Source organism: Capnocytophaga sp. oral taxon 380 str. F0488, from assembly GCF_000318255.2.
In the GTDB taxonomy this organism is placed as follows: domain Bacteria; phylum Bacteroidota; class Bacteroidia; order Flavobacteriales; family Flavobacteriaceae; genus Capnocytophaga; species Capnocytophaga ochracea.
In genome coordinates this window covers 18,236-32,196 of the sequence record NZ_KB291239.1, presented here as the reverse complement: position 1 = coordinate 32,196, position 13,961 = coordinate 18,236, and the positions used below count along the sequence as shown (strand labels likewise).

The window sequence follows — 13,961 nt, the reverse complement described above, 5'->3', positions numbered from 1 at the left end:
GGTCTACAGTGGGTCTACAGTGGGTCTATAATGGATAAAAGACAGTGTGAGTTACGCGGACAGATATAGAAAAGACAAAGGTAACCTCCTCCTTACACATACCCAGCTTTCGCTGTACACATACCCAGCTATCGCTGGCTACCTCCAAAGGGGGAATTGTAGCGATGCAAAGACGAAGAATGGACGAAGAATGGACGAAAAATGGACGAAAAATGGACGAAGAAAAAGTGAAGCTAAGTTAAAGGTAAGGTAGAGATAAAAAGAGGGTTATTGGTAGTTTTTGACTTTGTAAAAGGTTGTAGTACGAAAAGCAATTAGAAACTTTGGTAAGGTGTATGGTCGGGAAAAGGGGAGAAGAATAGTGGTTTGCGATTTTGAAGGGGAGTGATGAAATGGCGCTGAGATGAAGGGGAGAAGACTTTAACATTTGTTTTAAGAAAATATTAAGAGTGAGTATTGATTTAGAAAAAAAGACTTTAATTTAATGTGTGAACTATTTTGGTTATAATAATTAAATAGATTTAAAAAATAACCATATAAGATGAGTTTCTCTTTAATAAAATAGATATAAAGAAGATTATTTTTTAATCTTTGGAGATTTTTGAAGGAGAAAAATATAAAATTAGTACTTTTGATTCTGTTTGATTATCAATAATATATATTTTTGAAATAAAGAAAAAGAGAAAAAAAAGGAAAAAAGTAAAGCAAAAAATTTGCACTATGTTAAAATATTCCTAATTTTGCGCCCAAATTAATTTATTCAATAAAGTAATGAAAGTAAAAATATCAATGCTAATGTTCGTTTTTGCATTGTTTGGCGGTGCGCTAATGGCACAAACGAAAGTAACTGGTACAGTTACAGGCAGTGATGGTATGCCACTGCCAGGTGTAAGTGTTGTGATTAAAGGTACAACACGTGGTGTTTCAACTGACTTTGACGGGAAGTATGAACTGCAAGCAGCTGCTAATGAAACTATTGAGTACAGCTTCTTGGGGTATAGTACTCTGCAAAGAAAAGTTACGAAAGCGAGCGGTACTCTTACTTTAGATGTGGTGTTACAAGAAGAAGCACAACAACTTGGTGAAGTAGTGGTAACCGCTTTGGGTATCAAACGCCAAGAAAAGGCGTTGAGTTATAACGTACAACAAGTGAAGTCGGAAGAACTTACAAAGGTGAAAGATGCTAACTTTGTAAATACCCTCAATGGTAAAGTAGCTGGGGTAGATATCCAGCGCAGTTCGGCTGGTGTGGGAGGTGCTACCAAAGTAGTAATGCGCGGGGCTAAATCCATTAGTGGTGATAACAACGTGCTTTATGTAGTGGACGGGGTGCCTATTGGTAACCAATCCGATAGATCTGGTGATGGTACTTCTTTTGGTTCAGGTCGTGCTTCTGGTGAAGGTATTGCCGACTTTAACTCCGAAGATATCGAAAGTATCAACGTCCTCACAGGTCCTTCTGCAGCGGCTTTATATGGTGCTGCTGCTGCCAATGGGGTAATCCTTATCAATACCAAAAAAGGTCAAGAAGGGAAAATGAAACTTAATGTTTCTTCTTCTGTAGAACTTACAAATCCTCTAATAATGCCAGAATTTCAAAACACTTATGGAAATAAAGCTGGTGATTATAACTCTTGGGGTGATAAACTCTCTACACCTACTTCTTATGATCCTAAAGATTTCTTCAAAACAGGGCTTACACTTAATAACGCAGTAAATTTATCTGTAGGAAATAAGAACAATCAAACTTTCGCATCAGCTTCTCATATACAATCTAATGGAATAGTCCCAAATAGTACTTACCATCGTTATAATATGACAATTCGTAATACTTCTTCTTTCTTAGATGATAAATTGGAACTAGATCTATCTGCAAGCTATATCCGTCAATATGAGCGTAATATGGTGAGTTATGGTACCTATTTCAATCCTATCGTAGGTACTTATCTGTATCCTCGTGGTAATGATTTTGAGCAAGAAAAATACTTTGAACGTTATGATGTAGGAGCAGGTTATGCAAAACAATATTGGTCAGTAGGTGGTTTTGGAGCTGATATTCAAAACCCTTATTGGATAGCTTATCGTAACATTCGTCCATTAGCTAAGGATCGTTATATGTTCTCAGGACAACTCAAATATAATATTTTGAAAAACTTGAATATAGCCACTCGTTTCCGTATAGATAATACTTATACTGAAAAAGAAGATAAACGTTATGCAGGTACAGTCCTTACTTATGCTAAAGAAAAAGGTTTTTATAGCTATTCACAAGAAACTTTCCGTCAAAAATATGTAGATATAATGTTGAATTATAATACTACTTTTAAAGAGGATTATAGCCTCTCTGCTAACGTAGGTTCTTCATTTGAAGATTATGATACTAAAGGAAGAGGTTATGGAGGACAATTGCTCCGCCTTGCCAATAAATTTACCTATAATAATATTGATCCTAATAACTCTGTGCCTATAGAAACAGGAGGTGATAGTAGAAAACGTAATATAGCTGTTTTCGCTTCTGCTGAATTAGGTTGGAAATCTTTAGTATACCTTACCCTTACAGGTCGTACCGATTGGCCTTCTCAACTCGTAAATACCAAAGAAGAAGCTATTTTCTATCCTTCTGTAGGTCTTTCAGGAGTACTTACTGAATTACTATCCTCTGAACAACGCCAAAAATTATATCCTATATTGAGTTATGCTAAAATACGTGGTTCATATACTGAAGTAGGTTCTCCTATTGCCTATACAGGTCTTACCAAAGGAACCGAAACCAGAGAACTCGTAGGAGGTATACCTCAAGCTTATAAGTATTATCCTCTTCCTGATTTCAAAGCTGAACGTACTCGTTCTTATGAAATTGGTTTAAATACTAAATGGCTCAAAAATAGCCTCTCTTTTGATGTTACTGTATATCATTCTAATACTTATAACCAATTACTCAAAAGAGAATTGTCAAAAACATCAGGATATGACTATATGTTCTTACAAGCAGGTAATATCCAAAACCGCGGTATTGAAATGACTTTGGGTTATAACAAAGAGTTTGAAAAAGGATTTAACTTTGCTACTCATATTACTGCATCAGCAAACCGTAATAAAATTATAGAATTAGGTTCAAAAGTTCAAAACCCTCTTAATCCAGCAGAAACTCTTGATTTTTCTGAAATACAAGTAGGACGCTTCCGCTTGCGTGAAGGAGGTGATATAGGTGATGTATATGATAACAAACGAATCAAACGTGATGCTAATGGATTAGTAGACTATGGTAGTGGTACACTACTTACTGAAAATACTGAACCTTATAAATTAGGTAGTGTAAACCCTGATTGGACATTAGGTTGGAGTGGTAATGTAGGCTACAAAAATCTCTCTTTGAGTTTCTTGTTCAAAGCACGCCTTGGAGGTATTGTAATTTCCGAAACTCAAAAATGGTTAGATCGCTATGGAGTATCTAAAGCTACTGCCGATGCTCGCGACCTCGGATATGTACAAATGGGTAATTTCAAAGTAAACCCTGAAACTTACTATCGTGCCATTTCTGACCCTGGTATGAACTCTTACTACGTGTATTCAGCTACCAATGTACGTTTGCAAGAAGTCGCTCTTACCTATAGTTTTACTAAAGAACAATTAGGTAAATCTCTTTCTAATTTGAGTATTTCACTCATTGGTAATAACCTTTGGATGATTTATAACAAAGCTCCTTACGATCCAGAACTTACAGCAACTACAGGTATCACTGGTCAAGGTTATGACAATTGGATGTTACCAAGTTTAAGAGGTTATGGTGTAAGCGTGAAGTTCGGCTTTTAATAATTAAAAAAACGATAATGAAAAAAATAATTATAAACTCACTATTGCTTATAGGTCTTTTTAGTACTGCAAGTTGTACAAAAGACTATGAGGATATCAATAAGAATACTTATGGCGTAACCGATGATGAGTTAGCCAAAAGTGGTATAGTAGGCTATGGTAATAGTTTCCTACAAATGCAACAATACGTAATTCCTATTGGAGCCCCTGCTAAAACTACAGGACCTGGTAATGATTTGCAAGTTACCGACCTTATTTCCTCAGGGAACTATATAGGTTATTTCGGGAATAACAACAATTGGAATTTCAATATCGAAGCTACTTGGAATTTCAACGATGGTAGAATGTCTTATGCTTATGAATGCTTTTATACTAAGTTGTTTACCGAATGGAATTCTATTAAAAAATCTATCGGCAACTCTCAAGATGTACAACAAAAAAGAGCTTTAGCCCTTGCTAATATTATTAAAATTACAGCTTGGCTTCGCGCTACTGATGTATTCGGACCTATAGTGTATAGTAATGCTGGTAATGGCGATATAGCTCCATCATTGGATAAACAAGAAGATGTGTACAAAGCAATGTTACAAGAACTTGACCAATGCTTAGCTGTACTTGACAATGGAACTACAGTAATGGCCGATTACGACCTTATTTACGGAGGTAACATCGCTAAATGGAAAAAATTTGCAAATTCTTTGATGTTGCGTATGGCAGTACGTGCACACTTCAAAGATGCAGCTTTAGCTAATACTTATATAGCTAAAGCTTTGGCAGGAGGAGTGATGACTGAAGCTGCCGATGAAGCTAAAATAGGTAACTCACCTAAACAACCGCTTAAAAACTCTATGATAGCTTCTATAGATTACTCCGAAACTCGTATGGGGCTTACAATATGGTCATATCTTAAAGGATATGAAGATCCTCGTATAGCTGTACTTTTCAAAAAAGGAACTTATAGAGATGTAGAGGATTATTACGCCGTAGCCCCTACTGCAAGCCTTCCAAAATACGAAGGAATTCGCAATACAGCTTTCTATGCTTCTATACCTAATGTAGACGATAATTCACCTTTATCTTGGATGCGTACTTCTGAAGTGTTATTTTTGAAAGCTGAAGCTGCTTTGTATGGATTAGGAGGACTTTCCGCTTCACAAGCTCAAGGTTTCTATGAAGAAGGTGTGAAAATGTCGTTCCAAGAAATGGCTACTACTATGCCTACAAACTATTTGTCAAGTACTAATAAACCTAAAGAATTGAATTCTTATTGGTATGCTTCTTATACTTATGATTTAGTAACTAACAACATCTCTCCTAAATGGGATGATGTACAAACAGGTAAAGAAGAAGAACAACATCTTCAAAAAATCATTACCCAAAAATATTTGGCAATGTATCCCAATGCAGTAGAGGCTTGGACTGAGTACAGACGTACAGGCTACCCATTAATTATGAAATATCAAGATACCTCCGCGCCTAGCCGCATAGGTTGTCCTACTTGTTTTGTGCCTGAACGATTTAAATATTCTGCTAAAGATTATTTAACTAATAATAAGTTACAAACAGAAGTGCCTGCTTTGTTAGGAGGACCCGATATAGGAGCTACTCGTTTATGGTGGGTACGCCCTAATAGACCACAACAAAATTAACCTTAAATAATAAGAAAAATGAAAAAATATAGTTTTTTATTCTCCTTAGTTGTTGCGGCTATTGCCGTAGTAGGATGTAGTAAGTGGACAGAAACCGAGCGTCTCACTTACGACAACCAAGATGTACAAAAATTAGTATATCTAATTGAAGCGCAAAAAGAATCAGATTTGAATCCTCACATGCGCGAGTATTATAAAAAATTGCGTGAAGAGTACCGCACTAAACCTCGCGTAAAAGGCTTTGGTTGGTTCGGTAACTGGACAGGTAAAGGTGATAACGCTCAAAACTATTTGCGTTGTTTGCCCGATAGTGTAGATTTTGTATCTCTATGGGGTACAAGAGGTAAACTTTCCGAAGAACAAAAAATAGACTTAAAATTCTTCCAAGAAGTAAAAGGTGGTAAAGCCCTTTTGTGCTGGATAGTACAAGACCTCGGAGGCCCTTTAACTCCAGTAGGTAAAGACCGCATACAATATTGGCAAAATGAAAAAGGTGGGGGTAACTTCAATGAAGGAGTAAGAGCTTACGCCAATGCTATTGCCGATACTATCGAAAAATATAATCTCGATGGTTTTGATATCGACTTTGAACCTGGTTACGGGCATAGTGGAGACTTAGCCAATGTAGCAAGTTTAGGAGATATAAAAGGCAATAACCCTATGCAAGTGTTTATAGAAACCCTTAGTGCAAGACTTCGCCCTAAAGGACGTATGCTCGTAATGGATGGAGAACCTTATTATCTTTCTCCCGAAACTTCTAAATTGATAGATCACTATATCTATCAGGCTTATTGGGAAAGAAGTACCAATTCCGTAATGTGGAAAATAGAATATGGAGATAATTTGGATGATTGGGAACGAAAAACCATTATCACAGTTGAATTTGAACAAACTTGGCGTACCGGAGGCGTTTCAGGATATAGAAGTGTACGTAGTGAGTTGAATAGTATGCAAGGTACTCAAATATTGGATTATGCTACTTTCGATTTGCCAAGTGGTAAACGCATTGGTGGAGTAGGTTCTTATCATATGGAGTATGACTATGCCAATACTCCTGAGTACAAATGGCTCAGAAAAGCTTTGTATTATGGTAATCAAAAATATCCAGGCAATTATCAATAAAACTACTAAAAGTATACAATAATGAAAAAAATAATAGCAGGGCTCGCTATACTAAGCACCTTAGTAGCTTGCCAAGATGAATTATACGACAACGACCTCAAAGAACACAAGGCTAACCAAGCTGTCTATATTGACGGAGGTAACAGCCTTACAGTAAACTTAGCCGAAAATACTGAGTATATAGTGAAAAACTTCTCGGTAAAATTGGTAAGCCCCTCTAGAGGAGGTGAATCGGCTACTCTTGAAGTAGGTAATGAGGCTCAACTAAAAGCCTATAATGAAGCTAATGCTACTTCTTATGTATTATTACCTTCTTCAATGTATGAAGTAAATAAAAATGTTACTTTCAAAGTATCAGATGTTGTAGGGAATGTCTCTTTAAAACTAAAAAATGTACAATTTCCTTTAGGAAAATCATTTGCCCTTCCTATTAAATTACGTGGTAATGGTATCAAAACAATTACAGGACAAGACACTTTTATCATCTTAATAGAACAAGAATTGATAACTAAAGTGTTGAGAATATCAGGATCTGGATCTGAAAAAACTGATGTCTTTCCTAATACTCACACAGTAGATCAATGGACTTTAGAGGTAATGGTGAACCGTAGTGCTTATAATCAAAACAACCGTTCTATTGTAGGTACTAAAGCTGTAGGTGAACCTCTTAATGAAATTTACACTCGTTTTGGTGATGTAACTATCCGTCCTAATCAATTGCAAATCAAAACCGGAGCTTCACAAATAGACATCCCTGCTGATAAACTTTCAGCTAAACCTGGTGAATGGTATATGCTTGCTTTTTGGTATGATGGTAAAACCACCAAAGTATTTGTGAATGGAGTAGAAGTAGCTTCTCGTGAAATACGTACGGGGGCTTATTCTGTTACAGGTTTGTGGATTGGCGGTAGCAACGAACTGATACGTGAAGTACGTTTCTGGAAAAAAGCTGTAAATCCTACTGAAATTAAGAAAAATATGTGGAAAACTATCGATCCTAAATCAGAAGGACTGTTGTTCTACTATCCACTTAATGGTAAAAAATACGATAGAGCTACAGGTACTATAACTGACGACGAAACCAAGCTTTGGGATTGGTCAGCTACTGAAGCTCATATGGCTAAACCAAGCGCTGCTACTTTTGATAATAATAGTGGTAATGGTTACGTATTCCCTCCTAGAGAAAACTAATCTAATCTTATCAAATTAACACCTTATACTTTGCCAAAGTTTTTATATAAGCTTTGGCAAAGTTTTTTTTACCCATAACTCTTTATCATTCTTACAAGAAGTAGAAGTGAGATTGCTTGATAAACCTTATGATAAGGATGTTCAAGTATCATTTGCTTACGATGCATCAGCTTACGACAAAGTAAAAGCTAATTATTCAGGCTTTGAATTAGGTGATGCTAACCTTGTTCAGTTGAGCGAAGCTACCAAAACCCTTAGCAAAGGTGAAACTTCTGTTACTTTCACGCTTACTATTAGCAATAACTCTAATTTTAACAAAAAAGTTATTTTGCCTTATGCTTTAAAAGTAACCGATAGCGGTCTTACACTTCCTAAAGGAAAAGATGTATTTGTACTAAAAGTCTTCCCTGAAGAAATAAAAATCACTGCTGAATCTAAAGTTGTTTCCAAACTTTTAGGCTACTACAATGGTAGTGTTTATATAGGAAATAGTGATAAGGAAGTCGCTTTCACTATAAAGAGTAGCTATGAACTCCCAGCAGGACTTAAAGTAGCCTTAGTGCGCGATGATAGAGCTGTGCTAAGTGGTAGAACCCTCGCACCTGCAGGAGTTGAAGGAACACTCCCCGAAGATGATTTCGATGCGTTAAGTAAAAAACTTACTTTCAATCTAAATGAAGATTCTTTTACTAATAAGGGAGAATACGCATTACCCCTCAAATATGTAGTAAAAGATGCTTCGGGTAATGAACAAGAATTGAGTAATAACAAACTCTTCGTGAATTTCGACATTAAAGAGTTAGTCTCATCAAATGATAATGTAGAAGTGGGCACTCAACCATCAGGTAAAATAATAGATAGAAAAGGTATTATCGCTTCTTATTATGGAGACATATATTACTCTCCAAGATTTCTATTAGATGGAGATGAAAATACCTATTCTTATGTGAGAGATGGCGCTTATTATTACTTTACTTTTCCTAAAGTAAGACTTATAAAATCAGTAGTATTGAAACCTATATCAGGGAACCAAGTGAAAAATATATCAGCGTATGCTGGTATGACACAAGGAAGTGAGCAATATCAAGGAACTATAACTTATAACGGTAGTGGTGATATTGTAATAACCTTTAAAAAAGCTGTTCCTCTTATACGTCTATCAGTAGGAAACTTTGTTAATGATGAAAACGCTTCCTCTTATTGGATGGGCTTCTCTGAAATTAATTTCTACGAAGAGTAGTAAAAATTAAATAAAATACTATTTTATTTTTAATAGAGTAGTATCTTTTATAAAAAGGAATGTTTACACAAACATTCCTTTTTTGTTTATCTATTTTCCTCTAATTCCAATAAAAAAGCGTATTCTTTTGCAGTTTCTTTTAGGGCTTCAAAGCGTCCTGAGGCACCGCCGTGACCAGCTTCCATATTGGTGTCTAAATACAGCGGATGGTCGTCGGTTTTGAGTTCTCGCAGTTTGGCTACCCATTTGGCGGGCTCCCAGTACTGTACTTGTGAGTCGTGCAAACCGGTACTCACGTACATTGCTGGATAGGCTTGGGCTCGCACTTGGTCGTAAGGCGAATAGGAGAGCATATAATTGTAATATTTCTCGTTATTAGGATTACCCCACTCGTCGTATTCGCCCGTAGTGAGCGGAATACTCTCGTCCAGCATTGTGGTTACCACATCTACAAAAGGTACAGAGGCGATAATGCCTTTATACAATTGTGGTGCCATATTCACTACGGCACCCATTAACAAACCTCCAGCCGAGCCACCTTCGGCAAATAGATGTTCGGGAGAGGTGTAGCCTTCGGCGATGAGAAACTGAGAACAAGCGATAAAATCGGTAAATGTGTTTTTCTTTTTGAGGAGTTTGCCATCTTCATACCATTGGCGACCTAAATATTCTCCTCCGCGGATATGAGCAATAGCATAGATAAAACCTCGGTCTAACAAACTTAAACGGGTGGTAGAAAAATAAGGATTGATGGTTACTCCGTACGAGCCATAACCGTAGAGTAACAAAGAATTTTGTCCGTTTTTCACTATGTCTTTGCGGTAGATGAGCGAAATGGGGACTTTCACGCCATCGGGGGCAGTTGCCCAAAGGCGTTCTTCTATATAATTATCTTTGTTGAAGTTTCCGCCTAATACTTCTTGTTCTTTTAGCAGGCGCTCTTCGCCAGTGCACATATTATATTCTATAATAGAGGCAGGGGTAGCTAATGATTGGTAGTTATAGCGGAGCCACTCGGTGTTGAAATCTATATTTTGGATAGTATAGGCAGTATAAGTTTCGCTATCAAAGGGGAGATAATGCGCTTTTGAGCCGTCCCACGAGCGTATTTGTATACGTTCTAATCCGTTGTACACTTCTTCGACTACCAAGTAATCTTTAAAAATCTCGATATCGTTGAGGCGTACTTCGGGACGATGGGCAATTACTTCTTCCCAATGCTCGGAAGTTGTAGCACTTTCGGGGGTACGCATCAGTTTGAAGTTGGTCGCACCATCTTTATTGGTGAGGATATAAAAATACTCCTCATAATGAGCTATATCGTATTCCAAGCCTCGTGTGCGGGGTTGGAATACTTTGAAAGCCTCGAGAGGGGTATTGGCGTTTAAGATTTGATATTCGGATGTAAGGGTACTTTCGCTGCCTATCACAAGGTATTTGCGAGATTTTTCGCGGTAGACGAACACATCGAAAGTATCGTCTTTTTCGTGGAAAATCAGTACATCGCCTTTTGGGTCAGTACCTAAAATATGGCGGTATACTTTGAAAGAACGCAGGGTTTGCCGGTTGTTCTTCACGTAGAAAATGGTACGACTATCGGCTGCCCAAATTGCTTGTCCGTTGTTATTTTTGATTTTATAAGGCAGTATTTCACCTGTGCTAAGGTTCTTGATTTGCAACGTATATTGTCGGCGAGATACCGTATCTACCCCAAAAACCGCCCACTGGTTGTCGTCGCTTATAGCAAAGCTATCGAGGTGAAAGTAGGCTTTGCCTTTAGCCATCGCATTACAATCGAAAAGCACTTCTTCTGGAGCATCGAGCGTTTCCTTGTAGCGCAGATAAATAGGGTAATCTTTACCTTCTTCATAACGAGTTTGATACCAATAACCGTTGTAAAAGTAAGGCACAGAACTGTCGTTTTCTTTGATGCGGCTTTTCATTTCGGTAAAGAGCGTTTCTTGCAAAGGTTTGGTGTGTGCTGTTTGCGCATGATAATAGGCGCTTTCGGCTTCTAAATAAGCAATAACTTCAGGGTTTTCGCGCTCGCGTAGCCAATAGTAATTATCGGTGCGCTTTTTGCCAAATTCGTGGAATATATGGGGGAGTCGTTTAGCTTTAGGAGGAGTTGTCATATTATTTAATGTTGTTTATCTAAGAAGTTTTGAAGGATAATAGTCGCACTTATTTCATCTATCAGCGCTTTGTTCTGGCGTTGTTTCTTTTTTAGTCCGCTATCAATCATTGTTTGGAAAGCAAGTTTGGAGGTAAACCGCTCGTCTTGACGGTGGATAGGTATCTCTGGAAACTCCTGTTGTAACTTACTGATAAACTTTTGTATCTCAGCCTCTACGCTGGAATCCTCACTGTTCATTCGTTTAGGTTGCCCAATCACAAAGGCTTCTACGGCTTCCTCGGCAGTGTATTGTTTTAGGAAAGCCAGTAGGGTAGGGGTTTCTACTGTGCAAAGCCCCGAAGCGATGATTTGCAAAGGGTCGGTTACAGCAATGCCTGTGCGTTTGGTTCCGTAGTCTATAGCTAAGAGTCGCATAATTATTCTTCCTCTATGATTTCCTTAAATGTCTCCCAAGTAGATGAAGAGATAACAGGCTTGTAGTTAGTTCGCTGTTTACCGATATTTTGTAGCAAATACTCTTTCCTATCTTTTGGGAAAGGATGAGTGCTTACCCATTTAAATGCCGAAGGCGGAGTATTTTTATCATCTATCACCCCTATAAACTCAGCAAAAGGTTTAGGGTCTATCTTCGCATTTTGTATATAGGTAAGTCCCACAAGGTCGGCTTCTTTTTCCATATTTCGGTTAAAAGCACTCGAAGATACGATTCTGCCTACTTCTGTAATCATCGAAAGGTCTGACCGCCCCGAAATAATAGCAAACAAAGTGCCTATCCCTAATTCTCTTACAAGCGACTGCATTACGTGATCTTTTTCAATATGCGCCAGCTCGTGCCCAATCACCCCACAAAGGGCTTCTGGGCTTGAAGTCTTTTTTACAAGTCCTGTATAAATCATCAGCTGGTGATTAGGCAAAGCAAAAGCATTTATCTCTTCACTATCTAATAAGTACACTTTCAGCTCCTTCTGGTCGATGTTATTAGCATCACATATTTTGGTCACCATACTGTCGATAGTCGCTACCGCAAGGCTATCGTCTACCACCGAGTTTCTGCTCGTGAAGTCCTCAAACATCATTTCACCCAGCTTCACCTCTATTTTCTTCACGTATTCATTCCTTATCAGCGGGTTAATCTTAAAAATTCCCAACCAGTTTACTTGTTGCAGTAAAAACCAACCGCCAAAGAAAACACACAGTAAAATAGTGCCTCTTGATATTACTTTATTCATTATTTTTTCACTATTAAATCTACAATATCACCGTAAAACCACCACGATAAATGTTCGCCCTTGCGTATCTTTATGGCAGAATAAAACGTGCCTATAATTTCATAAACATTAAAGATAAAGGCAATAATCAGCCAAGCAATATAAGCATTAGTTACTAAATTGCTCCCCAATACTATTGATACAGTCCACCAGAAAGTAGTGGTGTTTACAAAAAATAAGAAAAGTTGTGAAACGAAGGCTTGATAACAATGCCAACGCACAAAAAAAGAGCCTTTGCGATGTGCCACCAGAAAGAATATGGTAGCCAGTAGATTGATGATAGGCAAAGGCATTCCCGCCATAATAGCCACTATCGACATTATATAGCTATTGGCAGCGCGCTCCTTGTCACCATCGCTGATGCGTTCGTTTAATTGTTTAGTTTCTATCATAAACCTTTATAAATATTCCAAATCCAGTTCATTACTATGAGAATAAAAAAGGGAATATACACGTAAGGGTGTTTAAAGAATTGTTCAAACTTTATGTAAGCTCCCTGCAAAGTAGTTTTTTTTCTGCATAAATCATAAAGTAACCATAACGGAGTAATGATAAGTAATACCGATGCCAATACCCCAAGCGGATTGGTCAGTAACGCCTCTCCCCAGTGCCCTTCAAAAAAAGCCTCAACCGACCGCGTGGTACCACACGACGGACAGGGGTAACCCGTAACATTCTTTATTGCACAAACAGTAACCCCTATGTCCTGCCCGTGAAAAACATAGTGGCTAAGTAGCCACCCCCAACAGGCAAGACATAGGAGTGTGATGAATGTATAGAACTTTTTAGTCGTCAATTAGTAACTAAGTGCTGAAGCTAATAATTCCGCATTTTTGTCTCTTGTAGCGTCCATAATTAGGAACCAGTCCACAATCGTCCAAATACCCAAACCACCACAAGTAAGTAATTTACCAACTCCCATTCCTACATCGCCTATATAGAAACGGTCAATGCCCAAATGTCCTGCAAAAATAGAAATGAGGAGAGAAGTAGTAGGGTCTTTAAATTGTATCGTTTGTAGCATTACCCATTTTGATTCGTCCAAAGAAAGAAGCTTTTCACGAATTTGAGGAACGATTTCAGGTCTAAAAAATTTACCGTTAGTTACGATAAACATATCCACTTTTTGTGCATCCATAGTGTGTAAAATTATGAGATTAAAATTATGGCGCAATATTACACCATTTTTTTGATATTGCCTAATATTTTAACAAAAAAAGTTATACTTCTCATTCAAATTCACAAATAGTGTCTTTAACAAGGAATTTTCCCACAAAATTGCAACACTCGGTCTTTACTTTTCCCTTATCTTACCATCGCCTTGCCTTCGTCTCTCACTCCTCGTCATTCGTCATTTGTTCCCCGTTTGTGTAGCTTGTATCTGTTCATCGTGCTATATCCTCACATTATCTTCGTCATTCATCACTTGTCATTTCTTCCCTTTTCCGTCACTACATTCCCCCTCTCCTTGAGAGAGGGACGGGGTGAGGATTCTCTTTCTTTCGCTTCGAAACCCCGTTTTCACCATTTTTAGCCTTGTT

Annotated in this window: 11 protein-coding genes; 5 read left to right on the top strand and 6 right to left on the bottom strand. The window is 37.8% G+C overall.

Translation table 11 applies throughout. The features are described from left to right. Positions 1–771: 771 nt before the first annotated feature. From HMPREF9078_RS10410 to HMPREF9078_RS10390, 5 genes are all read left to right on the top strand, one after another. Positions 772–3,813: a SusC/RagA family TonB-linked outer membrane protein gene (locus tag HMPREF9078_RS10410; protein ID WP_009420636.1), complete on the top strand. Its 3,042-nt coding sequence runs from the start codon at positions 772–774 to the stop codon at positions 3,811–3,813. 17 nt (positions 3,814–3,830) lie between these two features. Beyond that, positions 3,831–5,462, top strand: a complete 1,632-nt coding sequence (locus HMPREF9078_RS10405; RefSeq protein ID WP_009420635.1) for a SusD/RagB family nutrient-binding outer membrane lipoprotein — start codon at positions 3,831–3,833, stop codon at positions 5,460–5,462. Positions 5,463–5,480: 18 nt separating this feature from the next. Then, positions 5,481–6,584, top strand: coding sequence for an endo-beta-N-acetylglucosaminidase family protein (locus HMPREF9078_RS10400; protein WP_009420634.1), 1,104 nt, complete (start codon positions 5,481–5,483; stop codon positions 6,582–6,584). Between the two features lie 21 nt (positions 6,585–6,605). Beyond that, positions 6,606–7,775: a DUF1735 and LamG domain-containing protein gene (locus tag HMPREF9078_RS10395; RefSeq protein WP_009420633.1), complete on the top strand. Its 1,170-nt coding sequence runs from the start codon at positions 6,606–6,608 to the stop codon at positions 7,773–7,775. A gap of 106 nt (positions 7,776–7,881) precedes the next feature. Continuing rightward, positions 7,882–9,015, top strand: a complete 1,134-nt coding sequence (locus HMPREF9078_RS10390) for a BT_3987 domain-containing protein (protein WP_009420632.1) — start codon at positions 7,882–7,884, stop codon at positions 9,013–9,015. A gap of 86 nt (positions 9,016–9,101) precedes the next feature. Here the strand turns inward: HMPREF9078_RS10390 and HMPREF9078_RS10385 are convergent, their stop codons facing one another. The 6 genes from HMPREF9078_RS10385 to HMPREF9078_RS10360 are packed head-to-tail and all read right to left on the bottom strand — an operon-like array spanning position 9,102 to position 13,558. Next, a complete protein-coding gene (locus tag HMPREF9078_RS10385) occupies positions 9,102–11,150 on the bottom strand; it encodes an oligopeptidase B (protein WP_009420631.1) in 2,049 nt (682 codons plus the stop codon). A 5-nt stretch (positions 11,151–11,155) separates the two neighbouring features. Then, positions 11,156–11,566, bottom strand: coding sequence for a Holliday junction resolvase RuvX (gene ruvX, locus HMPREF9078_RS10380; RefSeq protein WP_009417678.1), 411 nt, complete (start codon positions 11,564–11,566; stop codon positions 11,156–11,158). Between the two features lie 2 nt (positions 11,567–11,568). Further along, positions 11,569–12,381 carry a M48 family metallopeptidase gene (locus HMPREF9078_RS10375; RefSeq protein WP_009420630.1) on the bottom strand — a complete coding sequence of 271 codons (813 nt, stop codon included), beginning with the start codon at positions 12,379–12,381 and terminating at the stop codon, positions 11,569–11,571. Beyond that, the gene (locus HMPREF9078_RS10370) at positions 12,381–12,812 is read right to left on the bottom strand and encodes a hypothetical protein (RefSeq protein ID WP_009417672.1); all 432 of its coding nucleotides are present in this window, start codon (positions 12,810–12,812) and stop codon (positions 12,381–12,383) included. The genes HMPREF9078_RS10375 and HMPREF9078_RS10370 overlap by 1 nt, the downstream gene beginning before the upstream one ends. Continuing rightward, complete coding sequence (locus HMPREF9078_RS10365; RefSeq protein WP_009420629.1) at positions 12,809–13,216, bottom strand: DUF2752 domain-containing protein; 408 nt, start codon at positions 13,214–13,216, stop codon at positions 12,809–12,811. Before HMPREF9078_RS10365 ends, HMPREF9078_RS10370 begins: the two co-directional genes overlap by 4 nt. Continuing rightward, positions 13,217–13,558, bottom strand: a complete 342-nt coding sequence (locus tag HMPREF9078_RS10360) for a TM2 domain-containing protein (protein ID WP_009417595.1) — start codon at positions 13,556–13,558, stop codon at positions 13,217–13,219. Positions 13,559–13,961 lie beyond the last annotated feature (403 nt).